A 26,244-nucleotide genomic window follows, 5' to 3' on the forward strand; every position below is an offset into this window, starting at 1 on the left:
CCGTCATCGTGCCGCCCGTCCCGTCGTCGCGTCGGCTGTCCGGTCGTCGTGTCGGTCGTCCGTCATCGGGGTGTCGGCACGGTGTTGAGCACCGCGTCCAGCACCGACCGGGTGGTGACGCCCTCCAGTTCGGCCTCCGGCCGCAGCCGCAGCCGGTGCCGCAGGGTGGGCCGGGCGATCGCCTTGACGTCGTCCGGGGTGACGTGGTCCCGCCCGGCCAGCCAGGCCCACGCCTTCGCGGTGACCAGCAGCGCGATCGCGCCCCTGGGCGAGGCGCCGAGTTCGAGTGCGGGCGCGGCCCGGGTGGCCCGACACAGGTCCACGAGGTAGCCGAGCACGCTCTCGGCGACACCGACCCGGCTGACCGCCGCGCGGGCCAGCGCCAGGTCGGCCGGGCTGGCCACCGGGCGTACCCCGGCGGCGGCCAGTTCGCGCGGGTCGAAGCCGGCGTGGTGCGCCCGGAGTACGCCCAGTTCCTCGTCCCGGTTCGGCAGCGGCATCGTCAGGTGCAGCAGAAAGCGGTCGAGCTGTGCCTCGGGGAGCGGATAGGTGCCCTCGTACTCGACCGGGTTCTGTGTGGCGGCCACGATGAACGGGTCCGGGAGCGGCCGGCGGTTCCCCTCCACCGAGACCTGCCGCTCCTCCATCACCTCCAGGAGCGCGGCCTGGGTCTTCGGCGGCGTCCGGTTGATCTCGTCGGCGAGCAGCAGGTTGGTGAAGACCGGCCCCTCCCGGAAGGTGAAGGCGGCGGTGCGCGGGTCGAAGATCAACGACCCGGTGACGTCGCCGGGCATCAGGTCCGGGGTGAACTGGAGCCGCTTCGAGTCCAGGTCGAGGGCGGCCGCGATGGTCCGCACCAGCAGCGTCTTGGCCACCCCTGGCACGCCCTCCAGCAGCACGTGCCCCCGGCAGAGCAGCGCGATCACCATCCCGGTGACCACGGCGTCCTGCCCGACCACGGCCTTGGCGACCTCGGTACGCAACCGGTGCAGCGCGGCCCGGGCCTCGTCGGCGTGCCCCGGACCGCCGCCCTGGACCAGGCCGCTGTCACTCTGGACCGGGCAGCTGCCGCCTTGGATCGGGCCGCTGCCGCCATGGGCCGCTTGGGCCGGCGCCGGGTAGGGCACGGCGGCGTAGCGCGGGTCTGTGGTTCCGGCTGGTCGGGTCACCGGGGAACTCCTTCGTCGGGTCGGTCGGGCCCGGGCTCGTCGGGCGGGGCGGTGCCGGCCGGCCGGGGCTGTCCGGGCGGGGCGGTGCCGGCGGAACCGGCGAGGTCGTCGAGGGCGCGGGCCAGGTCGAGCAACTCCTGGTTGGTCTCCGGGGCGGGCCCGTGCAGCAGGTCGTGCACCTCGGCCGTACCCCGTCCGGTGCGCGCGGCCACGGCGGCGGCCAGCTCGTCCGGCCCGGCGTCGGCCGGTACCCCCCGGGACTGCGCCAGCCGGTGCAGCGCCGCTGCCCGCAGTGTCCCGGCCGCCGGCCCGTACGCCCGGGCCCGCTGGTAGAGCCGGCCGCGTCCGAAGACGGTCTCGGCGGACGGCACGGTCACCGGCAGCGGCTCGGCGACCGGTGGCCCGAGCCGGCGGGCCCGCCAGAGCACCACCAGCAGCAGGGCCAGGGCGAGCTGCACCAGCAGGGCCCAGAACCAGGGCGGGAAGGCGTCCCAGAGCGGGTTGCTCCGCTCGGGCGGGGCGGCCCGGTCGTCCTGCCCTGGTGGCGGCGGGCGCTCCCCGTCGGCGTACTCCTCCGGGGCGTCGTCGGTCGCCTCCGGTGTGCCGTCGCCGTACCTGTCGGAGTCGTCGGGCGTCGACGTCCACGGGTCCAGTTCACCGTCGGGATGGATCGGCGGTGGCGGCTCCGGCCCGGCCAGGTCGAGCCAGACGACCCGGTCGTGCCGGCCGAGCAGTCCGGTGGCCAGCGCGGCGTTGCCCCGCTCGGCTATCCGGTCGTTCCGGAACGGGTCGCTGGCGCCGATCACCACGACCTCGCTGCCGCGCCGCTGGGTCCGGACCAGCCCGTCGGAGTAGCAGTAGTCGGTGCTGCCGGCCAGTTCGGGCGGGCTGGCGTACCGCTGCAACAGTGCGGCGGCGCGCCCGGCACCGGCCGCCTCGGGCAGCGGGCAGGGCCGGCCGCCGGCATCGGCCTCGACCGCATCGGCGGCCCACCGCCGGCCGGCGGTGGCCAGCGGCAGCTCGGCGCCGTCCAGTACCCGCTGCGGCGGGTCGACCAGCACCACCCGGGCGCGGTCGGCCGGCTCGGCGAGGTACGGCAGGTACAGCGAATGCACCAGCCCGGGTGCGGGTACGAAGAGGGTGAACCCCCGGGCGGTCGCCTGGAGCAGTGCGCTCCGGGTGCTGGTGAACCGCTCCACCCGGACGCCCTCGGCACGGAGCCGCTCGGCGAGCCGGCTCCCGCCCTCGTCACCGGTCTCGACCGGGGAGAGGAAGCCGGGCGAGCCCGGGTCGGGCTGGTCGACCGCCCGGGTGATGCCGGTGACGGCGAGCAGCACGGCGACCGTGCCGAGCGGGATCGCGATCCGGTGCCAGCGACGCCGCCGGCCACGCGCCGTCGGGCGGAGCATCGGCCGGGGTGTCAGATCAGGCGTCCGGCCGGGTGTCGGCCGGGATGTCGGGTCGGGTGTCGGCCGGGTCGTCGGGTCGGGGCTCATCCGCGAACCGCCTCGGGGTTCGGTGCACTGTCCGCGGTGGTCCGGGGCGGTGCGCTGTCGGTGAGGGTCCGGGAGAGTTCGGTGGCGAGCGCGCGCATCCGGTCGTCGTGCTCGCGCCGGGCCGGATGCTCGGCGTACCAGAGGTCGGAGAAGACCCGGCCGGCCTCGGCGAGCGGGTGGTCCACCTCGGGTCGGTTCCGGGCGGCGGCCGTGGCCAGCTCGGTGACGGTGAACCCGGGCCGGTGTTCCAGCACCCCACGGTCGACCAGTTCCCGGACCATCCCCCGGAACCGCTCCCGGGCCGCCTCGGCGTACCGGCCCTCGGCGGCCAGCCGGTCCGCGAGGGCGATCAGCGTCTGCGCCGGTACGTCCGGCAGCTCCGGATCCTCGGCGGCGGTCTCCGGCTCGGCTTGCGGGGTCGGCGTCGGACGGGGGCGCCGCCGTTTCCGCCACCGGGAGAGGCGCCAGCGCGGCAGGCGGCGGGGCGCCCAGGCGGGGTAGTGGAACCAGCCGAGCGCGACGAGTACGGCGGCCAGCACCAGAAGCAGCGCCACGAGGGAGAGCGGCATCCGGTCGCCGAGCGCGGCCGTCGTCTCGGTCCACCAGCGGCTGAAGGTCACCGTCGGCCCGCCGTCTGCTGGCCGGGACCCGGCACCGGCACCCGGTCCGGCAGGCCGAGGACCGGCGTTCCGTCCGGCAGGCCGAGGATTCGTGTTCCGTCCGGTGTGCCGAGGAGCGGGGCTCCGGTCCGGCCGGCCCGGCTGACGGCGATGTCCAGCCCCTCGGTGCGGATCCGGGCCTCCAGGTGGATCACCGCGTCGAGGCAGGCCAGCGCGGGATAGGCGACACTGTTGACCAGGGCCCAGACCGCCAGCGCGACCGGCACCTGCCAGTGCGGTGCGAGCAGCCCGGCCGAGGCCAGGCCGGTGACGGCGCCGACCGCGAGCCCGATCCGCAACAGCCACCAGACGAGGTAGCCGAGCAGGCGTACCGCCGCCGCCCGGCCGCCGGTGCGCAGGGCGAGCGTGGCCGAGCGCCACAGCGCCCGGAACGGCCCGGTCCGGTCCAGCACGATCGCCGGCGCCACCCCGCCGAGCAGGGCGAAGCCGACCAGCCAGAGCGGCAGGAACAGGGACGCCACGAACATCAGCGCACCGGCCAGCATGGCGACCAGGACCGTCACCGGCAGTCGGGCGCCGGCCGGATGCAGCAGCCGGCGGGCCCGGGTGCCGGGGGCGAGCAGCACGGTGCCGGCGGCTCGGGCGGAGAGGTTGCCGAGCAGTGCGATGACCACCGCTTCGCAGCCGGCGCCGACGGCCAGCAGGAACCAGTACGCCGGCAGCCCGTCCACCCTCGGCAGATAGGCCGGCGGGGTGACCTCGGCGACCAGCCGCAACGGGTGCAGCAGGAGCTGTTCCAGCCCGGCCAGCACCAGGGCGACCGGCACCAGCACCCGGGCATGGTCGCGGAGCAGCAGGACCGCCGAGTCGATCAGTTCACCGACGGTGAGTGGCCGCAGCGGCAGTACGGCGGTCGGGCCGGCGTCGGGCAAACGTACTCCTGGCGGGCTTCGAGGGAGGTGGGGGAACGCACCGCAGCAGTCATGGTGACACGTCGGCTCACCCCGGGCGGAGCCGCTGGGCCGGTTCGCGCGTCACGGTTCGGTGTGCGTCGGGGCGGGGCTGATCAGCGCGGGCCGTCCCTGGTGCCGGGCGGGTGGCCGGGGTAAGCTTCTGCGCCTCGCGGCCCGGGAAGGTCCGGCGGTACGCCGCGCCGGGACGGCGGGGTGGAGAAGAGGGTGGAATATTAGTGTCATGAGAGCCCGGGTACTGGTCGTCGACGACGATCCCGCGCTGGCCGAGATGCTCGGTATCGTGCTGCGTAGTGAGGGCTTCCTGCCCTCCTTCGTCGCCGACGGAGAACGGGCACTGGCCGCGTTCCGGGAGAATCGGCCCGACATCGTCCTGCTCGACCTGATGCTGCCGGGAATGAGCGGCATCGACGTGGCCCGGGCGATCCGCTCCGAGTCGGGCATCCCGATCGTGATGCTGACCGCCAAGAGCGACACCGTCGACGTGGTGCTCGGGCTGGAGTCGGGCGCGGACGACTACGTGGTCAAGCCGTTCAAACCCAAGGAGCTGGTCGCCCGGATGCGGGCCCGGCTGCGCCGGGGCGAGGACGCCGCGCCGGAGATGCTGACCATCGGCCCGCCCGGCAACCAGATCAACATCGACGTGCCGGCGCACACCGTGAGCCGGGACGGCGAAGAGGTGAAGCTGACCCCGCTGGAGTTCGACCTGCTGGTGGCGCTGGCCCGCAAGCCGCGCCAGGTCTTCACCCGGGAGGTGCTGCTGGAGCAGGTCTGGGGCTACCGGCACGCCGCCGACACCCGGCTGGTGAACGTGCACGTGCAGCGGCTCCGCGCCAAGATCGAACCGGATCCGGAGCGACCCGAGGTGATCCTGACGGTGCGGGGAGTCGGCTACAAGGCGGGCACCGGATAACCTGGGCGCACTGTGGCCCGTACCCTGACCTCCTCCTCCGCGCTGCTCGGCCGTGCCGTCGCGACCGGCCGGCGGCTGCGACGTGTCGGCTCGGCCCGGCTGGCGCGGGCGGCCAGCGCCCTGCACCGCACCTGGCGGCGCTCGCTCCAGGTGCGGGTCGTCACGATCACCCTGGTGGCGTCCAGCCTGCTGGTCGGCGGGTTCGCCTATCTGGTCGCCGACAACATCACCGAGATCGTCCTGGACAACGCCACCACGGACGTCAAGACCCGGCTCGACGACGGCCAGGAGTACGCCTCCGAGCAGCTCAGCAACCACACCACCGTGGCCGAGCAGGGCCTGCGGGCCACCCTGGAGAACACCGTCAACTACCTGGCCGGCGGGGACCCGGCCCAGCTCGGCGGCGTGGTGGTGTCGCTGCGGGTCACCGGCGTCGCGCCGGCCACCTCGCCGCAGGTCGACGTCAGCGGCATCCTGACGCCGGGGCTGGAGAACGCGGTCAAGAGCGGCGACATCGCCCACCAGTTCCGCACCGGCGACCTGTTCGACAAGGGTCCGACGAAATACCTCGTCTACGGTTCGCCGGTGCCGACCCAGTTCGGCCAGGTAGAGCTCTACTACTTCGTACCGCTGACCCGGTGGGACCAGATCGCGGACGGTTCCCGGGCCACCGTGCTGGCCACCGGGTTCGCCCTGGTGGTCCTGCTCGGGCTGCTCTCCGGCCTGGTCACCCGGCTGGTGGTCAATCCGGTACGGGTGGCCGCCCGCACCGCCCAGCGGCTCTCGGCGGGGCTGCTCGACCAGCGGATGGTGGTCAACGGCGAGGACGACCTGGCGATGCTCGCCTCCTCCTTCAACCAGATGGCGACCAACCTGCAACGGCAGATCGTCCGGCTGGAGGAGATGTCCCGGCTGCAACGGCGGTTCACCTCGGACGTCTCCCACGAACTGCGCACCCCGCTCACCACGGTACGGATGGCCGCCGACCTGATCTACGCGGAGCGGGACGAGTTCGACCCGGCGGTGACCCGGACCGCCGAGCTGCTGCACGCCGAACTCGACCGGTTCGAGGACCTGCTCACCGACCTGCTGGAGATCAGCCGGTTCGACGCCGGGTTCGCCATGCTGGACGCCGAGCCCACCGACCTGGTGCCGGTGGTGCACCGGGTGGTGGACCGGCTGGAGTCGCTGGCCAGCCGCTGCGGTACGCCGCTGCGGGTGACCGTGCCGGAGACCCCGGTGATCGCCGAGGTCGATCCGCGCCGGGTGGAGCGGATCCTGCGGAACCTGGTCGGCAACGCGGTGGAGCACGGCGCCGGCAAGCCGGTCGTGGTGGTGCTGGCCGCGGACGAGACCGCGGTGGCGATCACGGTCCGGGACCACGGCGTCGGGCTCAAGCCCGGCGAGGAGAAGCTGGTCTTCAACCGGTTCTGGCGGGCGGACCCGTCCCGGGCGCGGCAGACCGGCGGCACCGGCCTCGGCCTCTCGATCAGTCTGGAGGACGCCCGGCTGCACGGCGGCTGGCTGGAGGCGTGGGGGGCGCCGGGCGAGGGTGCCCAGTTCCGGCTGACCCTGCCGGCCCGGGCCGGTGACCGGCTGACCTCGTCGCCGCTGCGACTGGTGCCGCCCGACGCGCCGCTGGCGATCACGGACGGGCTGAGCTGGACCGTCCCGGCCCCGCCCGACGGCGGGACCGACGGGAGCGCGGACGACCCCGAGCCGTCGCCGTCGCCGGTCGCTCCAGACGAGGGCGCGGGCGCGGAGCAGGGGGTCGAGCCGGTTCGGGACCGGTTGGCCAACCCCAGGAGCCCGGCCGAGGCCGAGCGGAGCGAGGTGACCGGATGAGCCGGCGTGGCGTCGGGTTGGGCGTCCGGCAGCGCCCGCGCATCGCGCTCGGGGCCGTGGCGGTGCTGCTGGCCGGACTGGCCGGCTGCGGCATCCCGGGCGAGACCGACGTGCGGGTCGACGGCCGGGGGCCGGTCGCCGACAGCGCTCCGGCCGACCGCCCGGCGGCGCAGCCGCCCGGCCGTACCGCGAGCGGCAGCGAACCGGAGGCGTTCGCCAGGAATTTCCTCACCGCCGCCGCGGGCGAGGCGGGCGAGGCGTACAAGCGGGTCAACGAGTACATCCAGCCGGGCGAGCGGTTGAAGCCGAAGCCGGACGACAAGGGCGACATCAACGTCGTGCGGGTCGACGTCGACGGCGGCGGGATCGGGGTCACCCAGAACAAGGACGGCACCAGTCTGGTGTCGGTCAAGGTCCAGCAGATCGGGGTGCTCCGGGCCAACGGCTCGATGGGCGCGCCGGTGCAGCAGGAGACGGAGTACAACTTCGTCGTCGGCGCCGCGCCGACCGATCCGGGCACCGGTGGCGGGCTCTGGGTGCTCAAGCCGCCGCCGGTGCTGCTGATGGTCGACGATGCTCTCCGGGACTACTACCAGGAGAACACGATCTACTTCTGGAACGCCAACGGCACCTCGCTGGTGCCGGACCTGCGCTACCTGCCGCGTACGGTGCCGGTGCAGCGGCACGCCACCGCGGTGCTCGACTGGCTGATCGGCGGCCCGTCGGAGTGGCTCAAGTCGGCGGTCGCGCTGCCCGACGGCACCAGTTCGGTGGGCAACGTCCCGGCGCCGGAGGAGGGCGGCCGGCTGGAGATCAACCTCGCGGTCAAGGCCGGCGCCCTGGAGGCCGATCTCGACCTGCGGAAGCTCTTCACCCAGATCGTCTGGTCGCTGCGGACCAACCAGCTGCTCGACAACGAGCTGGAGCTGAAGATCCAGAACCAGAGCCGGATGGTCGAGGTCGCCGACGACTACCGACGGGACCACCCGCTCTACCAGCTCGCCGGCCCGGCCGCCCGGTACGGCGTCTTCGCGGGCCGGATCTATCCGCTGACCAACCCGGGCGAGCCGAAGCCGTTGCCGATCCCCGCCACCGAGAACCACGACATCGTCACGGCGGGGCTGAGCCGCAACGGCGAGGACGTCGCGGTGGCGCTGGTGACCCGGGACGGCGACTCGTTCCGGCTGCGTACCGGCTCCGGACCGCAGGCGGCGGGCAGCCTGCTGACCAGCGCGGAGAGCTATCCCGACCTGGGGCGGCCGGTGTGGCTCAAGGAGGCGGGCGTCGGCGGACCGGTCGGGCTGGTCGTGGCCCGGGGCAGGCTGCACACCTTCACCGCCGGAAACCCCGAGCTGGCCCCGGTCTCCTTCTCCGGGGCCGAGCTGGGCGTGTCGGCGGTGTCGGCGTCGCTGGACGGCAACCGGATCGCCTTCGTCTCCGGCGGACGGCTCTACGTCGCCGGGATCCGGCCGGTCGACAACGGGCTGAACGTCGAGCCGCCCCGGCAGCTGGCCACCTCGCTGCACTCGCTCAGCGCGGTGGACTGGTTCGGCGAGAACCTGCTGGTGGTGGCCGGCCTGGACGGCGAGGACGCCAAGGCGATCAACCGGATCAACGTCGACGGCGCGCTGGAGTCGCAGCAGATCAGGTACGTCAGTGCCGCTGCCGTCGAGGCGCTGGCCGCCGATCCCAGTTTCCTGGAGGCCCGGCCGCTGCCGCTGACCTACGAGGCGAACGAGGTCGCCTTCGTCTCCGACACGATCGTCACGCGGAGCCAGATCGCACCCGGGTCGGGCGAGCCTCCGGCGAACGCGAACTCGGCGACCGCCTCCTTCTATCTCTACTGAGCTGTCTCTACGGGACCGGGCCGGAGGGCGTGGTGTTGGCGGGGGTCTGGGCCGAGCTGACCGACCTGCTGCTGCCGGCCGAGTGCGCGGGCTGTCGGGGCGAGCGGGTGCCGCTGCGCCAGGGCGCCTGCCCGGCCTGCGCCGCCCTGCTCGGGGCACTGCGCCCGAGGGCGGTACGCCCCACTCCGGCGCCGCCGGGGCTGCCGGACTGCGTGGCGCTCGGCAGTTACCAGGGGGTGCTGCGGGAGTCGCTGCTGGCGTACAAGGAACGGGGTCGGCACGGTCTCGCCCGGCCGCTGGGCAGGCTGCTCGCGGAGGTCGTGGCGGAGGCCGCCGGCAGTCGCCGGGCGGTGCTGCTGGTGCCGGTGCCGGCGACCGCGCGGGCGGTGCGGGCCCGGCACGGTGACCACCTGCGCCGGCTGGCCCGGCACTGTGCCGGCCGGCTGCGGGACGCCGGTTGGCCGGTGGCGGTGGCCCATCCGCTGCGGGCGGCGCCCCGGCCGGACTCCGCGACGCTGGACAGCGCGGGCCGGGCGGCGGCGGCCCGGGACGCGTTCCGGCTGCGGGCCGGTCGGCTGGATTCGGTCCGCCGGCTGGCCGCCGGCCGGGCGGTGGTGCTGCTGGACGACATCGTGACCACCGGGGTCACGCTGGCCGCGGTGTCCCGGCACCTGGCCGGTGCCGGCATCCCGGTGTACGGGGCAGCCGTGCTGGCGGCCACCGTCCGACGTGGCCGGGTTGACTGAGCTTTGTTCACGACTTCACGCTGCGTGCCAGTGGATTGACGCTGGTCACGTACTTCTGCAAATAATCTCGAACTGGTCTTGCCGAGCGGGGTGACGGGCGGGTCGATTGGGGTTAGCGTCTTGTTCACCGGGGGTATGACCGTGGTTCCACCGCCCCGCGGACGCGACTCGGAGGGAGGCATCGCCGTTGTTCCCGAGCCGGTCAAGCCGAATGGACACTCCAGGGGCGGGCTGACCGGCATTTTTGTTTCCGCAGACTCTCCGATGGCGCAGGGAGGTCACGCATGGATCTCGTGGTCAAAGGCCGTAACGTCGAGGTGCCGGACCATTACCGGGTGCACGTAGCCGAGAAGCTCGCCAAGATCGAGCGCTACGACCACAAGCTTATTCGGATCGACGTGGAGCTTTTTCACGAACGCAATCCGCGACAGTCCGATCACTGCCAGCGAATCGAGATTACCTGCATCTCCCGGGGACCCGTGGTCCGCGCGGAGGCGTGCGCGAAGGACTTCTACAGTGCCCTCGACGCCGCGATCTCGAAACTCGACACGAGACTGCGCCGGGCCGCCGACCGGCGTCGGGTGCACCGTGGCCGGCACGCCCCGGTCTCCGTCGCCGCCGCCACCGCCGGCCTGCCGGTCGTCGACGCCGGCGGACCGGCCCTGGCCACCCTGACCGCCCCCGCACCGGCGCAGTCGAACGGCAACGGCCGGGCGACCGCCGAACCCGAGTACGACGAGTACGACGACGCGCAGCCCTGGCACATCGCCCGGGAGAAGGTGCACCCGGCCGAGCCGATGACGGTCGACGACGCGCTGTTCCAGATGGAACTCGTCGGCCACGACTTCTACCTGTTCCTGGACAAGGAGTCCGGCCGCCCCAGCGTCGTCTACCGGCGTAAGGGCTACGACTACGGCATCATCGCCCTGGCCAACTGAGTCCGATCGTGTCCCACCGGCCCGGGGGCCGCTGCCCCGGGGCCGGTGGGCACGACCGTCATCCCCGTTCGCGGCTCCGGCCACCGGTGGTCGTCGACAGTCCGAGGTCGGCCGGCAGGAGGGCGCCGACCCAGGCGTCCGTCCGGTCGCCCCGGTGGTTGAGCGCGTGCCGCGCCGTACCCTCGAAGGTGAAGCCGGCCTTCTCGACCACCCGCCGCGAGGCGGTGTTGCCCACGTTGGCCCGCCACTCGACGCGGGCCAGGTTCAGCGCGGTGAAGCCCCAGGCGGAGACCCCCAGCACCGCCGCCGGGCAGTAACCACGCCCGCGCGCCCACGGCGCGACCACGTATCCCAGGTCGGCGACGAGCGGATCAGCCGGGGAGATCCGCAGTTCGACGACCCCGGCGTACCTGTCGGACTCGTCGGCGATCGCGAAGACCGCGCCGGTGCCGCGCCGCCACACCGTTGGCCCGTGCCCGTGCACGAAGAACTCGGCGTCCGAGGGCTGGTACGGGTCCGGCACGGTGGTCCAGCGGACCACCTCGGGGTCCCGGCAGGTCCGCACGATCCAGTCCAGGTCCGGCTCGTCCAGGGGACGCAGCCGCAACTCCGTACCGTCGCCGGCCCGGGCGAAGAGCACCGGTTGCGGTGCGGCGAAGACGGCCGCCCGGCGGGCCTGGAGCGAGCCCCTGCCGGCCGGGCCCGCCGTCGGGTCCGCGCCGGCCTCCTCGGCCGGGTCGGTGCCGGCCAGGTCCTCCGGGAGCAGGGACCCCACCCAGCCGTCCCGGGTGCCCCGCGGATGCGGGTCGGCGAGCCGGAGCCGTCCCTCGACCGTGAAGCCGGCCCGCAGCGCGACCAGCCGGGACGCGTGGTTGCCGACCTCCGCCTGCCAGACGATCCGGCGCAGCCCCAGCTCGGCGAGGGCCCACCGGCTCACCGCCCGGGTGGCCCGGACCGCCACGGCACGGCCCCGGGCCTGCGGAGCCGTCCAGTAGCCGACCTCTCCGGACCGGAGCGCCGGGTCGATGCCGACCAGCCCGCAGGAGCCGAGGAGTTCACCGGTGGCCGCGTCGCAGACCGCGAAGGGTGCCCCGGTGCCGTCCACCCACACCTGCGGGGCCCGCTTGCCGACGAACTCGATCGCGTGCTCCAGCCGGTACGGGCTGGGCACCCTGGTCCAGCGCTGGATCTCCGGATCCTGGCACGCCCGGTGTACGTTCTCGGCGTCCTCGGCGCGCCACGGCCGCAGCAGCAGCCCCGCCTCGACGATCTCGACCCCGTCCGGCCGGCTGTACTCGTTCATCGGGTCATCGTGCCGGAGGGTTCGCGCTGGGCGTAACCGGATTTACCGGTCCTCAAGGCTGCTATCGGACAGAATGTCCGGTTCGTTGAACCGGAGGGGCGGCGCGACTGACGATCGGGCCGGTGATGCGCCTACGATGGTTCGGCAGACTGTCTAGGGGAGCGTTGATCCGTGTCGATTCTGGAAAAGGTCCTCCGCGCGGGCGAGGGGCGCATGGTGCGCCGGCTCAAGGCGATCGCCAACGCCGTCAACTCGATCGAGGACGACTACGTCAACCTCACCGACGCGGAGCTGCGGGCGCTGACCGACCAGTTCCGGGAGCGGCTGGCCGACGGCGAGGACCTCGACGACCTGCTGCCGGAGGCGTTCGCCACGGTACGCGAGGCGGCGTCGCGGGTGCTCGGCCAGCGGCACTACGACGTGCAGGTGATGGGTGGCGCGGCACTGCACTTCGGCAACATCGCCGAGATGAAGACCGGTGAGGGCAAGACCCTGACCTCGGTGTTGCCGGCCTACCTCAACGCGCTCTCCGGCAAGGGCGTGCACATCGTCACGGTGAACGACTACCTCGCCGAGCGGGACGCCGCCTGGATGGGGCGGGTGCACGAGTTCCTCGGGCTGACCGTCGGGGTGATCCTGCCGAACCGGCCGGCCAGCGAGCACCGGGCCGCGTACGAGGCCGACATCACCTACGGCACCAACAACGAGTTCGGCTTCGACTACCTCCGGGACAACATGGCCTGGAGCCGGGACGACCTGGTCCAGCGCGGGCACAACTTCGCGATCGTCGACGAGGTCGACTCGATCCTGATCGACGAGGCCCGGACCCCGCTGATCATCTCCGGCCCGGCCGAGCACTCCGCCCGGTGGTACAGCGAGTTCGCCGGGGTGGTGGCCCGGCTACAGCCCGGCAAGGACGGCGAGGGCGACTACGAGGTCGACTACGCCAAGCGGACCATCGCGGTGACCGAGCGCGGCGTCGCCAAGGTGGAGGACCGGCTCGGCATCGACAACCTCTACGAGTCGGTGAACACCCCGCTGGTCGGCTACCTGAACAACGCGATCAAGGCCAAGGAGCTCTACAAGCGGGACAAGGACTACATCGTCAACGAGGGCGAGGTCCTGATCGTCGACGAGTTCACCGGCCGGATCCTGCACGGCCGCCGCTACAACGAGGGCATGCACCAGGCGATCGAGGCCAAGGAAGGCGTGGAGATCAAGCAGGAGAACCAGACTCTTGCCACGATCACCCTGCAGAACTACTTCCGGCTCTACAACAAGCTCTCCGGCATGACCGGTACGGCGCAGACCGAGGCCGGCGAGTTCAACAAGGTCTACAAGGTCGGCGTGGTGACCATCCCGACCCACCGCGACATGATCCGGATCGACCGGCCGGACGTGATCTACAAGACCGAGCGGGCCAAGTTCAACGCGGTCGTCGAGGACATCGCCGAGCGGCACGCCCTCGGCCAGCCGGTCCTGGTCGGCACGGTCTCGGTCGAGAACTCCGAGGTGCTCTCCCAACTGCTGCGCCGCCGGGGCATCCCGCACGCCGTCCTGAACGCCAAGTTCCACGCCAAGGAAGCCGAGATCATCGCCCAGGCGGGACGCAAGGGCGGGGTCACCGTGGCCACCAACATGGCCGGCCGGGGCACCGACATCCTGCTGGGCGGCAACCCGGAATACCTGGCCAACACCGAGCTGCGGCAGCGCGGGCTCGACCCGGTGGAGCACGCCGACGAGTACGCCAAGGCGCTGGAGGAGATCCTGCCGCGTTGGAAGGAGGCGTGCGACGCCGAGGCCGACGAGGTCTCCTCGGTCGGCGGCCTCTACGTGCTCGGCACCGAACGGCACGAGTCGCGGCGGATCGACAACCAGCTGCGCGGCCGGTCCGGCCGGCAGGGTGACCCGGGCGAGTCCCGCTTCTACCTCTCGCTCCAGGACGAGCTGATGAAGCGGTTCCGGGCCGGCGCGGTCGAGGCCGTGATGGAGCGCTTCAACATCCCCGAGGACGTCCCCATCGAGTCCAAGATGGTGACCCGGCAGATCAAGAGCGCCCAGGCCCAGATCGAGGGCCAGAACGCCGAGATCCGCAAGAACGTCCTCAAGTACGACGAGGTGATGAACAAGCAGCGCCAGGTGGTCTACGCCGAGCGCAAGCGGGTGCTCGACGGCGAGGACCTGAACGACCAGGTCCGGAACATGATCGATGACGTGGTCACGGCGTACGTCACGGGCGCGACCGCGGACGGCTACGCCGAGGACTGGGATCTCGACCAGCTCTGGGCCAGCCTCAAGCAGCTCTACCCGATCGGTGTCACCGTCGACGACATCGTCGAGGAGTCCGGCGGCGAGCGGAACTCATTGGACCCCGACTTCCTGCTGGAGCAGCTGAAGCAGGACGCCGTCGCGGCGTACCAGCGGCGCGAGGAGGAACTCGGCAGCGAGGCGATGCGCCAGTTGGAGCGGATGGTGCTGCTCCAGGTCATCGACCGCAAGTGGCGCGAGCATCTCTACGAGATGGACTACCTCCAGGAGGGCATCAGCCTGCGCGCGTACGCCCAGCGCGACCCGGTGGTGGAATACCAGCGCGAGGGCTTCGACATGTTCGCCACCATGATGGACGGGATCAAGGAGGAGACGGTCGGCTTCCTCTACAACCTGGAGGTCCAGGTCGAGGAGGCGAAGCCGGCTCCGGCCGAGGTCCCCGCCGGTCCGGCGCCGATGCCGATGCCGGCGGAGTCGCCGGTCGAGATCCGGGCCAAGGGCCTGGGCCGGACACCCCGGACCCAGGGCCTCCAGTACTCGGCACCGACCATCGACGGAGAGGCTCCGGCGACCGGCGGGGTGGCGGTCGAGCGCCCGCAGCCGCAGGCTCCGGCGCTCGGCGTGGGTGGTCCGCCGGCGCCGTCGGCGTCTCGGCGACCCGCCTCCGGCCAGGCGGTCGGGGCCAACGCCCCGTCCCGGAACGCGCCCTGCCCCTGCGGCTCGGGCCGGAAGTACAAGCGCTGCCACGGGGCGCCCGGCGGCGCCTGATCGTCCCCGTTGCCCCCGACCGTCGACCTGGCGGTCGGGGGCAACGCTGTTTCCGGCCCGGGTGGCACCGACGTGGGTCAGAGCAGGGCCACGGAGGTGCCGACCCAGCTTCCCCGGCGCCGCTCGATCCGGAAGGCCATCGCCCAGGTGCGCCCGGCGACGCCGACCGCGGCGGCCGCCTCGACGACCCCGGGCCGCGGCTCACAGACCCGCAGCCGGCGTAGTTGCACGGTCCGGACCGGTTGGCCGGGTCGGCGCCGCCCGGAGACCCGGGTGGTGGCGGAGGCGAGTTGCGCGACCATGCCGGCGGCGTCGGGTGGACTGGCCAGCGCCCGTACGTGTCCGGCCGGACGGTAGCCGTTGACGATCTCCAGGCAGGTGTCCAGGAACCGCTTCGCCGCCCGTTTGGCCTCGGGAGTCGCGCCGGCCACGGCCAGCGCCACACCTGGCGTCCGGACGGTGCGCGGATCCGGCCGGGCGCCCGCCGGGAACGAGCGTGGCGCATGCTCGGTGGCAGCCCCGGCAGCGCCCGGGGCCGGGGATCTGGCCGCCCGGACAGTGCCCGGCCCCGGGGCGGAGGCCGCCCGGACAGTGTCCGGGGCCGGAGCGGAGGCCGCCCGGACAGTGCCCGGGGCCGGAGTGGAGGCCGCCGGGTTGGTGCCCGGGGCCGGGGACCTGGCTGGCCGGGAGGTGTTCGGGTGGGAGGTGTTCGGCTGGGCCGGCCGGGGTTGTCGGACGGCGGGCGGGGCGGGTGGGACGGCCTCGGGTGCGGGTGTCAGGTTGACCCAGGTCTCCGGGACACGTTCGTCGTCGAAGGGCGGATCAAGAGGCGGTACGGGGCGCAGGCGCACGGCAGGTCGGAGAGCCGGCCGGGTGCGGGCGAGAGGCATCTCGCTCCTTTCTTGATCTTGCGTTTGCTTTCGTTTGCCTCCGACGGGCTAATTTGTAGCGGATCCACTCGGCGACGTCAATGACCGGAATCCGATCGACTCCCGCGTGCGGACGGCTGCGGGCACGACGACTCACCCCAGGAGTCGGGGCGGCTCCGAAGGGCGGAGATCGCTACGGTGTCGTGCGCGTTCTGCGGAGAAAACGGTGCGCAGGTCCGGGGCGGAGGTTAGCCGGGCGGTCTGACAGGCCGGCCCGGGACGTCTCTCCGGCGACTACTCGGGAAGGCGCTCCACCAGCGGGTTGTCGGCCACCCACTCGGCGGTCTCGGCGTACTTGCGCTCGATGTACTCCTCCAGCCGGGTGCGCTCCACCCGCCACTGGCCCCGGCCGCCGATCTTGATCGCCGGCAGCTCACCACTGCGCACCATGTGGTAGACCTGCGAGTCCGAGACGTTCAGCTCGGCGGCGACGTCGGACAGCAGCAGGAACCTGGGTTCCACGGAGAACTCCCGGTAGTCGGTGGCTGCCTCAGTTTGCCATCGACCGCGGCGCCGTCGCCTCCGCCGTCAGGTCCCGTCCGGGCAGCGGACTGGAGTAGACCACGCTGGTGGTGACCGGGCCGAGCCCGGCGATCCGGCCGGCCACCTGCTCCAGGTGACGCATCGAGCGGGCGACGACCTTGAGCACGAAACAGTCCTCGCCGGTGACGTGGTGCGCCTCGACGATCTCGGGGGTGCTCTCCAGCAGCGTGTGGAAGGGCCGGTAGTTGCCGCTCGGATAGCGGAGCCGGACGAAGGCGAGGATCTCCAGGCCGATCCGCTCCGGCGCCACCACCGCCCGGTAGCCGGCGACCACCCCGGCCTCCTCGAGCCGGCGCACCCGCTCGGTGACGGCGCTCGGCGACATCGCCACCAGTCGGGCCAACTCGGCGAAGCTGGCCCGGCCGTGCCGCTGAAGCTCGGCGAGGATCCGCCAGTCGGTCGGGTCCAGTGCCGGGGAATCAGCGGTCATCTGCTCACCATAGCGTCGATACAACGGCCGTAGCCGCCCACTGCCGGGGAACTTCTGTTCAGGTGGTCGGGCTGCGGCCGTACCGTTTCGGGCATGACGACGACCACCCCGAACCCGGTGCTGGCCGTGCCGCCGGCCGCGCCCGACCAGGCCGCCGCCTGGTTCGCCGCCAAGCTGGCGGCGCAGACGGACGTCTCCGACGTGCACGCCGCGCTCACCGGCGGCGACCCCGGCTTCGTCCTGCTGGACACCCGGGACCTGGCGGCCTGGCGGCAGGGCCACGTCCCCGGCGCCGTGCACCTGCCCACCCGGATGATCCCGCTGCGCGCCGCGCGGCTGCTCGACCCGGCCGTGCCGGTGGTGACCTACTGCTGGGGGCCGGGCTGCGACGGCGCGACCAGGGCGGCCCACGCGCTGAGCAGCCGGGGCTACCGGGTCAAGGAGATGATCGGCGGCATCGAGTACTGGATCCGGGAGGGCTTCCCGGTCCGGGTCGCCGGGGCCGGCCTGCTCACCCGGGCCGTCGATCCGCTTACCGCGCCGGTGCGGGACTGACCGGTCCAGTGCACCGGTCCAGTGCACCGGTCCAGTGCACCGGCCCGGCCTGGCCGACCCGGGTCCGCTGCCGCTCACCGGGTCGCCGGTGTACTACCGTCGCGGGTGGATGGCGCGACGCCGTCGCCCGGACCGGGCGCCGTCGCGGGCAGGCGTCGAGCGGGGGAGACTTTAGAGGTGACAGAGCAGCTCGTCCGGGTGTACGTCCCGGCCACCCTGCCGATGCTCGCCGAGTTGCGCCAGGAGAGCTGGATCATGGCCGCCCAGGGCCACGCGGTCACTCCCGAGCTGCGCGAGTGGTACGCCGAGGGCGACGAGGAGGAGCTGGAGTACGTCGCCTTCACCCGGGCCGCGCAGGAGGCGCTACGGCTGCTCAAGGCCGATCCGGCGGCGCCCCGGCGTCGGGTGGTGGTCGCCGTGGACCTGCCGCCCGGGACGGTGCGCCGGCCCGACCCCGAACTCGGCTCCAGCGCGGTACGACTCGGCGGGCGGATCGCGATCGACGCCGTCGCCGCGATCCACGTGGACGGCGTCGACGCGTCGGAGGACGTCGGTGCCGCGGTCGAGGTGGTCGAGCAGGCGCTGGCCGGCGACCCGGACGCGCAGTTCACCGTGGACGGTGCCGAGGACCACGAGCTGGAGTGGTACGACCCCTCGGAGCTGGACGCGCTCTCCGGCGCCACCGGCTGACCAGGGCTGATCAGGGCTGACCAGGGCTGACCGGCGGAGGCCGGCCGGCGGGTCCGGCATGGCGGGTCCGGCACAGGGGCCCGGCGTACCTGTCGGTGGCGGGCGGGCGCCGGGTCAGGGTGTGCCGGCCGCCAGCTTGAGACAGTTGAGCACGGCGCCGTCGACCGCCGCGATCTCGTCCGGATTCGTCACCGACTCGCCGGCCACGAACGCCTCGCGCTGCTCGACCGTCGCGTTGTCCATGTACCAGTCGGCAAGGCAGTCGACCGCCCGGTCGGGGCTACCCGCCATGCGCGGGTCGGTGCGGATCTTCGCCACCACGTCGTCACGGTCGGGACCGGTGTCGGAACAGCCGGTCAGGGCCAGGGCGAGTCCCAGCGCGGCGAGGGCGCCGGCAGCCGTTCTGCGGAATGTAACCACGACCCCAGTCTATGCCTGCCGGGTCCGTCGGCGCTGGTGGGCTGGCGGCGTCAGCCTTGGACGGACCGTCCGGCACGTGGCTGGCCGTCCGTTGTCGGTAATCGGGCATTGTTAATTCGTTGTTGCGGACGGATGTACTTCGATGCTACCTCCGCTCCACTGTGGGCGATCGTGTCGTGGCTGCTGGGCGCCGGTGCGGCTGGTCGGGAGTGTGGCCGGTCCGGCCGCCGTCGGGCGGTGCCGGCGCGGCGCGCGGGTGCCGCCGCGCCTGACGGGCACGGGTTCCGATCACTGTCCGCATCGAATACAGTCGGCTTCGTCGATGTCGCGACGCGATTGCGGCATCGACTGGCTGACGACCGCAGATGATCTACGGGGGGATCAATGCGCGCGAAGCGTCTTGTCCGCATGCCCGGACGCCTACTCGGAACGTCGATCGCGGCACTGGTCCTCGCCGCCGGACTACCGGCCGGCACGGCCGCGGCCAAGCGGCCGGACCTGCCCGTCGAGCGGGCCGAACGGCCGGCACCCGCTGCCGCACCCGCTCCGGCCGGTCCCCGGGAACACTTCTACGACGCAGCCGGGCAGCTCGTCGGCGTCGCCGACCCGGCCACCGGGGCGGCGACCTACTCGTACGACGAGGCCGGGAACCTGCTGGAGACCAGGCGCCTAGCCGCCGACGCGCTCGCCGTCTTCGCGCTGGTGCCCGAGCGCGGACCGGTGGGCACCACGGTGGAGATCAGCGGCGTCGGCTTCTCCGCCACCGCCGCGACCAACACGGTGACCGTCGACGGCATCGCGGCACCGGTCACCGCCGCCACCGCGAACCGGCTCACCGTCGCGGTGCCGGCCGGAGTTGGCGACGGGGTCGTCGAGGTGGCCGTGAACGGCCGCTCGGCGCAGAGCCCACGACCGTTCCGGGTGCAGGCCGGCACGCCGGTGCCGACCATCACCGCCGTCTCGACCGACCGGGGCAACCGGAACGAGCTTGTCACCGTCACCGGCACCGGCTTCGACCCGGACCGGGCCCGCAACGTGGTGATGTTCCACCGCACCGTCGCGCAGGTGCAGGCGGCGACGCCGACCAGCCTGACCGTCCGGATCCCGGCGGCCGCGTCGTCCGGCCGGATCTCGGTGCGCACCCCCGGCGGCACCGCGCAGAGTCCCACCGACTTCCTGGTCGCGCCGCGCGGATTCGTGATGAGCAACCTGGCGTACGCCGGTACCGTCGCCGCCGGGCGGCCGGCGGTCACCGCCACCGTTCCGGCCGGCAAGGCCGCGCTGCTGCTGCTCGACGGTACCGCCGGTGAGCGGGTCAACGTCACGGTCGACAACAACACCGTGCCGGTCCGCTCGGCGCTCTGGCTGTTCACCCCGTACGGCGGGAACTTCGGGCGCGGTTCGCTCGGCGACCCGATCGACGTCTGGGCCGGTGGCCGGCTCACCCAGGACCTGCCCGCGCTACCCACCACCGGCACGTACGCCATGGTGATCAAGCCGAACGACGACGCCGCCGGCACCCTGCGGGTCACCGTCTCGAACACGCTGGCCGGGCTCACCCTGACCAAGGACGGTGCCGGGGTGCCGTTCCAGATCACGGTGCCGCAGCAGACGACCGTCTTCCCGTTCACCGCGACCGCCGGGGAGTGGCTGAGCCTCGGCCTCACCGAGTTGAGCGAGCCCGGCAACCGGTTCGTGGTCACCATCACCGACCCGAACAACCGGTCGCAGACCTGGGACTATCCGCTCTCCCAGTACATCCCGACGATGATCTACAAGGCGACGCTCACCGGTACGCACCGGCTCGCCGTCACGTTCGGCCCGAACGAGCTGGGCTTCGGAAAGGTCTGGCTGTCGACCGTGCTCAACGGGCCGACGCTCGGGATCAACGGTGCCGACGCCCGGATCCGGATCGACCGGCCCGGCCAGTCGGTGCGGCTGCCGTTCGCCGGCACCACCGGGCAGGTGCTGCAACTCGGCTACTCGGAGAACACCCTCCAGCAGCACGACCGCCCGGCGTACCCGGGTGCGCTGCTGATCGAGCCGGACGAGGTGCAGCGGGAGCTGCTCAGCGGCGGCTATCCGGAGGCGCGCAACCTGCCGACGCTGCGCAAGAACGGCCAGCACTCGCTGCTGATCACCGGCTGGCAGGCGGTCGGCACGGTCCGGACCTGGCTCTCCACCGCGATCGAGGGCGGCCCGCTCGCGGTGAACACCCGCAAGACGGTGACGATCGACCGGCCGGGCCGGGACGCCTGGCTGGACGTCGACGGTGTGCAGGGTCGGCCACTGGCCCTCGGCACGATCAACAACTCGGTGCCGGGCGAGGTGACGCTCCGGCTCTACCGGCCGAACGGCAACCTGGTCAGCCTCGGCACGGGCCGGTCCATCGACGTGACGTCGCTGCCGGACACCGGCCGGTACCGGTTGCAGGTCGACCCGGAGGCGTCCGGCACCGGCGCGGTGCACGTGTACGCGGCCGAGCCGGTCGACCTCGGCCTGATCACCCTGGACACCGCGATACCGGCGCCGATCAACCTGCCCGGCCAGAAGGTGGTCGGGCGGATCAACGCGCAGGTGGGGCAGCGGTTGAGCCTGGGCAGCAGCACCGCGCTCGCCGGCCTCTCCGTCCGGGTCACGACACCGACCGGCGGCTTCTTCTGGAGCGGCACCGTCGACCCGCTCTGGGGCCAGGACCTGCCGGCGTTCACCGTGGCCGGCGAGCACCGGATCGAGGTCAGCGCGCTCAACCGGGAGACCGGGGACCTCACCCTCTATCTCTCCACCGAGTCGGACGCCGGGCTCGCCACGGTCGGCGGCCCGGCGCTGACGGTGACCATCCCCCGGCCGGCGCAGAACGGCCGGCTCACCTTCGTCGGCAACGCCAACGACCGGCTCGACATCCAGGTCACCCGCTGGGCACTGACCGGCAACAACCGGTTCTACTTCGCCCTGTACGGCCCGGACGGCCGGGCGCTGGCGACCCGGTGGTGGATGAGCCGGGACCGGGAGCTCCTGCCGACCCTCACCGCCACCGGCACGCACACCCTGGTGATGGACCCGCCGCAGGGTGCCACCGGCGAGTTCGACATCACCGTCAAACCCCGGACCGCCCCGACCGGCCGGAAGTGGGCGGAACCGGCCGAGCCGGTCCGGCCCGGCTGCGACACCGAGCCGGCCCGGGTGACCGCGCCGACCGCTCCCGCACCCGGCCAGCAGGCCGGCGAGCCGGAACCGGAGCCGGCGCCGAACACGGTCCCCGGCTGCGTGGACGCCGGCTGGGCGCCGGACGAGCGGAACCTCGGCGGTGCGGACTGGACCACCCGTCGTGAGCCGGTGCCGACCCGGGAACGTGCGCTCCAGTTCCCGGTCGGGCTGACCGGGGTGGTCGGCCGGGTGCTGGACACCGCCGACCAGCCGCTGGCCAAGGTGACGGTCAGCGGCGGCGGGAAGTCGACCACCACGGACGCGGACGGGCTGTTCGCGCTGGCCGGCGTACCCGGTGGGCACCTGTCGCTGCGCGTCGACGGCCGCTCGGCCAGCACGGCGCAGCGCCGGTACGGCGTCTTCGACATCGGGGTCGAGCTGACCCGGGGCGAGGTGCTGGTGCTGCCGTACACGATGTTCCTGCCCAAGCTGGACACGGCGAGCACGGTGTCGGTGGCCAGCCCGACCACCCGGGAGGTGGTGCTCACCACCCGGGCGATCCCGGGGCTGGAGGTGCACGTCCCGGCCGGCACGGTGATCCGGGACGCCGACGGGAACGTCGCCACCGAGCTGAACCTGACCCCGATCCCGATCGACCGGCCGCCGTTCCCGCTGCCGCCGACCAAGGTCCCGGTCTACTTCACGGTGCAGCCGGGCGGCGGGGTGCTCTTCCCGGAGGGTGCCCGGATCATCTATCCGAACTACACGAAGGAAGCGCCGGGCACCCGGACCCAGTTCTGGAACTACGACCCGGACGGCAAGGGCTGGCACGTCTACGGCCTGGGCCGGGTCTCCGCCGACGGCAGGCAGATCGTCCCGGACCCGGAGGTCAGGTTCTACCGGCTGACCGGGGCGATGACCGCGGTACCCGGGATGAACCCGCCGGCGCTGGCACCCCGGGCCAACGGGACGCGGGTCGCCGACCCGGTCGACCCGGCCACCGGCCTGCTGGTGGACGAGCAGGTCGACCTGGTGGTCGACGACGTGATGCCGATCGAGATCAAGCGCACCTACCAGCAGGGCGACCAGGACGTCCGCGCCTTCGGCGTCGGGATGAACTTCGACTACGGGATGTTCCCGTGGTCGCCGGGGCAGATCGGCAACTTCGACTTCCAGCAGTTCGACTTCGTCCAGCCGGACGGCAGCAAGATCCACTATCGGCGGACCTCGCCGGGCAACGACTACGCCGGGGCGGTCTTCGCCGCCGACCCGACCCCGACCAGGTACGCCGGCTCCACTGTGGCCTGGAACGGCGACGGCTGGGACGTCAAGCTGCGGGACGGCACCGTCTACGTGCTCGGCGACGAGGCGCCGGTGCAGGAGATCCGCGACAAGTACGGCAACACCACCACGATCACCCGGGCCACCGCCGCGCCGGGCACCGACGGCAAGGTGCGGCAGAACGGCGCGATCACCCAGATCACCTCGCCGAGTGGCCGCTGGGTCAAGTTCAGCTACGACGCGGCCAGCCCGCCCAAGGTGGTCGGCATCGAGGACAACCTCGGTCGCAAGGTCGGCTACACGTACGACTCCACGAACCGGCTGCGCTTCGTGACCAACGCGGAGCAGGGCGTCACCGCGTACACCTGGGACAGCGGCGGTCGACTGGACACCATCACCGACCCCCGGGAGATCACCTACCTGGACAACGAGTACGACAGCGCCGGCCGGGTCTTCACCCAGCAGGCGGCCGACGGCGGCATCACCCGGTTCGACTACACCGCCGTGAACAACGTGATCACCGAGACGAAGATGACGGACCCGCGTGGGCACGTCCGGCGGTTCACCTTCAACGCCCAGGGCTCGGTGCTCACCGACACCCGGGCGTACGGCACCCCGCTGGCCCAGACCACCGCGCACGAGTACGAGGCCGACGGGGTGCGCAGGAAGGCGACCGTCGACGCGCTGAACCGGCGTACCACCTTCGGCTACAACGCCAGGGGCCAGGTCGACAGGGTCGTCACACTTGCCGACACGGCAGCGGCCCGCACCGAGACGTTCGAGTTCCACGGCCCGTACGCCGAGCTGACCAAGAGCACCGACTCCTACGACAAGTCGACGATCTACGAGATCGATCCGCGCGGCGCGCTGAAGAGCGTCACCGACCCGATGAACCGCAAGACGACGTACACGGTCAACGGCAGCGGGCAGGTCACCAAGATCACCGATCCGGCCACGAAATCGGTGACCATCGACTACGTCGGCTCCGATCCGGTGCGGTTCACCGACCAGCTCGGTCGGGTCAGCCGGGCCGGATTCGACGCCCTGGGCCGGCAGGTCCGGACCGTGGACGGCCGGGGCGCGGCCGTCGAGACCAGCTACGACAACGTCGACCAGCTCCGTTCGGTGACCGACGCACTGGGCCGCACCACCCGCTTCGAATTCGACCCGAACGGCAACCAGACGGAGATCGTCGATCCGCGCCAGGGTTCGACAGTCTTCGACTACGACAACATGGACCGGGTCGAGACGATCACCGATCCGAAGGGCGCGGCCGAGTCCTTCACGTACGACCTCAACGGCAACCTGGACAAGCACACCAGCCGCCGGGACATCCTCACCGACCACGACCACGACGAGTTGGACCGGCTGAAGACCAGGGTGATCGGCGCCGAGGCCACCGTCGGCTACACCTACGACGCCGGCAACCGGCTGCGGCGTACCGAGGACTCGGTGGCCGGGGTCACCGTGACCGACTACGACGACCTCGACCGGGTCTCCGGAGAGACGACCCCGCACGGCACGGTGTCGTACCAGTACAGCCCGACGGTCCGGGACCGGACCATGACGATCGCCGGGCGGACGCCGACCCGGCACCTCTACGACGCCAACGGAGCGCTCGCCGAGATCCAGCAGGGCGGGACCGTGGTGACCGCCGTGAGCCGTGACGTCGTCGGCCGCCCCGAGCGGGTCGGCGCGCCGGGCTCCGGGGTCAGTCAGACCTACGCCTACACCGACGCGGGCCAGGTCAGGCTGATCACCTACCGGGCCGGCACGACGGTCCTGGGCGACCTCGGTTACGAGTACGACTCGGCGGGCCAGCCGGTCCGGACCACCGGGGCGTACTCCCGGACGCAGTTGCCGGCGCCGTTCGGACCGGCCAGCTACGACGCGGCGAACCGGATCGAGACGCTCGCCGGCACCGCGATCCGGCACGACGCCGACGGCAACCTGAGCTTCGACGGCACCACCAGCTACACCTGGAACGCCCGGGGTGAACTCTCCGGGCTGTCCCGGACCGGGCTGTCGGCCAGCTTCGGCTACTCCACCGACGGCCGGAGGCTGGACCGGACCGTCGACGGCGCCACGGTCAACTACCTGTACGACGGGCTGAACCCGGTGCAGGAGAAGGTGGACGGGGCGGTAACCGCGACGACCACGAGCGCCGGGGTGGACGGCTGGCAACTGCGCGAGTCCGGCGGCACGACGAAGCGCTACCTGACCGACGGGCTGGGCAGCACTCTCGGGCTTGTCGACAACGCCGGAGCCGGTGCGACGTACGCGTACGAGCCGTTCGGCGCGACGGCCGTCACCGGCGACGACGGCGGCAACCCGTACCGGTACACCGGCCGGGAGGACGACGGCACCGGGCTCTACTACTACCGGAACCGCTACTACAGCCCGACCCTGCAACGGTTCATCAGCGAGGACCCGATCGGCATCGCCTCCGGCGACGCGAACCCGTACGCCTACGTCTTCAACCACCCGACCGCGCTTACCGACCCGATGGGCACCAAGCCGGCACGGGCCGGTGGCAGGAGCTGCCGCCCCAACAGCTTTACCCCGGAGACGCCGGTGCGGATGGCGGACGGCTCGCAGCGGCGGATCGCCGACGTCGAGGTCGGTGACATGGTGCTGGCGACCGACCCGGAAACCGGCCGGACCGGCAACCGGGAGGTCACCGCGACAATAGTCGGCGAGGGCCGGAAACAACTTGTCGACGTTGCGATCGACAACGACGGCGACGGCGTCCCGGACGGTCGGGTGACCGCCACCGACGAGCACCCGTTCTGGGTGGCCGGCCCACGGCAGTGGCGGGACGCCAAGGAACTCAAGGCCGGTGACCTGCTCCGCACCGCCGCCGGGACGTACGTCCAGGTCGTCTCGGCGGCGCAGCGGAGCGCGGTGCAGCGGGTTCACAACCTCACCGTGGACGACCTGCACACGTACTATGTGCTCGCCGGCAGCGAACCCGTCCTCGTCCACAACATCGACGAGGAAGACATATGTCGGCAGACGCTGGGGGCTGGTCCGTACGCCAGGGAAGGTGTTGCCACCACCAAGCGGAAGGTGACGAGAAGTGACCCCGAGTGGGCGGATAACCAAATCAACGGCATTGCATACGGGTGTCACACCTGCGGGCGGGCGACGCCGGCGACCAGGAACGGCCAGTGGATCTTCGACCACCAGCCCCCGGTCGCGGCCGTCGACCCTGCCAAGCCGTACCGCGGAACGGGATATCCGCAGTGTGGGCGGTCCGGATGTCAGCCGCAACAGGGCGGCATCATGAGGCAACTCACTCAGGGGCACTACAACTTTCCGCCAGTTTGACAGTGGCTGTGGATGGTTGCTCGACATCTCGACCC

Annotated in this window: 18 protein-coding genes; 9 read left to right on the forward strand and 9 right to left on the reverse strand. The window is 72.4% G+C overall.

Annotated features, from left to right (window positions below; all coding sequences use genetic code 11):
* Positions 1–62: 62 nt before the first annotated feature.
* From O7626_RS02760 to O7626_RS02775, 4 genes are all read right to left on the reverse strand, one after another.
* The gene (locus O7626_RS02760; RefSeq protein WP_278066039.1) at positions 63–1,040 is read right to left on the reverse strand and encodes a MoxR family ATPase; all 978 of its coding nucleotides are present in this window, start codon (positions 1,038–1,040) and stop codon (positions 63–65) included.
* Between the two features lie 125 nt (positions 1,041–1,165).
* The gene (locus O7626_RS02765; protein ID WP_278058913.1) at positions 1,166–2,578 is read right to left on the reverse strand and encodes a DUF4350 domain-containing protein; all 1,413 of its coding nucleotides are present in this window, start codon (positions 2,576–2,578) and stop codon (positions 1,166–1,168) included.
* 83 nt (positions 2,579–2,661) lie between these two features.
* On the reverse strand, positions 2,662–3,285 hold the full coding sequence (locus O7626_RS02770; RefSeq protein ID WP_278058915.1) for a DUF4129 domain-containing protein: 624 nt from the start codon (positions 3,283–3,285) through the stop codon (positions 2,662–2,664).
* Complete coding sequence (locus O7626_RS02775; RefSeq protein WP_278058920.1) at positions 3,282–4,217, reverse strand: hypothetical protein; 936 nt, start codon at positions 4,215–4,217, stop codon at positions 3,282–3,284. The genes O7626_RS02770 and O7626_RS02775 overlap by 4 nt, the downstream gene beginning before the upstream one ends.
* A gap of 262 nt (positions 4,218–4,479) precedes the next feature.
* Here O7626_RS02775 and mtrA point away from each other — a divergent pair, with 262 nt between their 5' ends.
* The 5 genes from mtrA (at position 4,480) to raiA (ending at position 10,545) form a co-directional block, all read left to right on the forward strand.
* The gene (mtrA, locus tag O7626_RS02780; protein WP_278058922.1) at positions 4,480–5,169 is read left to right on the forward strand and encodes an MtrAB system response regulator MtrA; all 690 of its coding nucleotides are present in this window, start codon (positions 4,480–4,482) and stop codon (positions 5,167–5,169) included.
* A gap of 99 nt (positions 5,170–5,268) precedes the next feature.
* Positions 5,269–7,014, forward strand: coding sequence for an MtrAB system histidine kinase MtrB (gene mtrB, locus O7626_RS02785; protein WP_347404849.1), 1,746 nt, complete (start codon positions 5,269–5,271; stop codon positions 7,012–7,014).
* Complete coding sequence (locus O7626_RS02790; protein WP_278058925.1) at positions 7,011–8,861, forward strand: LpqB family beta-propeller domain-containing protein; 1,851 nt, start codon at positions 7,011–7,013, stop codon at positions 8,859–8,861. The genes mtrB and O7626_RS02790 overlap by 4 nt, the downstream gene beginning before the upstream one ends.
* Positions 8,862–8,893: 32 nt before the next feature.
* Positions 8,894–9,607: a phosphoribosyltransferase family protein gene (locus O7626_RS02795; RefSeq protein ID WP_278058927.1), complete on the forward strand. Its 714-nt coding sequence runs from the start codon at positions 8,894–8,896 to the stop codon at positions 9,605–9,607.
* Positions 9,608–9,891: 284 nt separating this feature from the next.
* Positions 9,892–10,545 (forward strand): ribosome-associated translation inhibitor RaiA, encoded by a 654-nt coding sequence (gene raiA / locus O7626_RS02800; protein ID WP_278058929.1) that lies wholly within the window; start codon positions 9,892–9,894, stop codon positions 10,543–10,545.
* Between the two features lie 58 nt (positions 10,546–10,603).
* Here raiA and O7626_RS02805 read toward each other — a convergent pair whose 3' ends face one another.
* A complete protein-coding gene (locus O7626_RS02805) occupies positions 10,604–11,848 on the reverse strand; it encodes a GNAT family N-acetyltransferase (RefSeq protein WP_278058931.1) in 1,245 nt (414 codons plus the stop codon).
* A gap of 171 nt (positions 11,849–12,019) precedes the next feature.
* Between O7626_RS02805 and secA the strand changes: the two genes are divergently transcribed.
* Positions 12,020–14,884, forward strand: a complete 2,865-nt coding sequence (secA, locus tag O7626_RS02810) for a preprotein translocase subunit SecA (protein WP_278058934.1) — start codon at positions 12,020–12,022, stop codon at positions 14,882–14,884.
* Between the two features lie 77 nt (positions 14,885–14,961).
* Here the strand turns inward: secA and O7626_RS41420 are convergent, their stop codons facing one another.
* The 3 genes from O7626_RS41420 to O7626_RS02825 form a co-directional block, all read right to left on the reverse strand.
* Positions 14,962–15,327 (reverse strand): Rv3235 family protein, encoded by a 366-nt coding sequence (locus tag O7626_RS41420; protein ID WP_347404741.1) that lies wholly within the window; start codon positions 15,325–15,327, stop codon positions 14,962–14,964.
* 720 nt (positions 15,328–16,047) lie between these two features.
* Positions 16,048–16,275, reverse strand: a complete 228-nt coding sequence (locus O7626_RS02820; RefSeq protein WP_278058938.1) for a helix-turn-helix domain-containing protein — start codon at positions 16,273–16,275, stop codon at positions 16,048–16,050.
* A 28-nt stretch (positions 16,276–16,303) separates the two neighbouring features.
* Positions 16,304–16,786: an Lrp/AsnC family transcriptional regulator gene (locus O7626_RS02825; protein WP_278058940.1), complete on the reverse strand. Its 483-nt coding sequence runs from the start codon at positions 16,784–16,786 to the stop codon at positions 16,304–16,306.
* A gap of 93 nt (positions 16,787–16,879) precedes the next feature.
* Between O7626_RS02825 and O7626_RS02830 the strand changes: the two genes are divergently transcribed.
* Together O7626_RS02830 and O7626_RS02835 are read left to right on the forward strand one after the other, a co-directional pair.
* Positions 16,880–17,341, forward strand: a complete 462-nt coding sequence (locus O7626_RS02830; RefSeq protein WP_278058942.1) for a rhodanese-like domain-containing protein — start codon at positions 16,880–16,882, stop codon at positions 17,339–17,341.
* Between the two features lie 177 nt (positions 17,342–17,518).
* Positions 17,519–18,031 (forward strand): hypothetical protein, encoded by a 513-nt coding sequence (locus tag O7626_RS02835; protein ID WP_278058944.1) that lies wholly within the window; start codon positions 17,519–17,521, stop codon positions 18,029–18,031.
* 114 nt (positions 18,032–18,145) lie between these two features.
* On the opposite strand, the gene O7626_RS02840 is transcribed toward O7626_RS02835, so the two are convergent.
* Positions 18,146–18,451: a hypothetical protein gene (locus O7626_RS02840; protein WP_278058946.1), complete on the reverse strand. Its 306-nt coding sequence runs from the start codon at positions 18,449–18,451 to the stop codon at positions 18,146–18,148.
* A 408-nt stretch (positions 18,452–18,859) separates the two neighbouring features.
* Between O7626_RS02840 and O7626_RS02845 the strand changes: the two genes are divergently transcribed.
* Positions 18,860–26,209, forward strand: coding sequence for an RHS repeat-associated core domain-containing protein (locus tag O7626_RS02845; RefSeq protein ID WP_278058948.1), 7,350 nt, complete (start codon positions 18,860–18,862; stop codon positions 26,207–26,209).
* Positions 26,210–26,244: the final 35 nt, after the last annotated feature.

The sequence above is a fragment of the Micromonospora sp. WMMD1102 genome, from assembly GCF_029626265.1.
Lineage (GTDB): Bacteria > Actinomycetota > Actinomycetes > Mycobacteriales > Micromonosporaceae > Plantactinospora.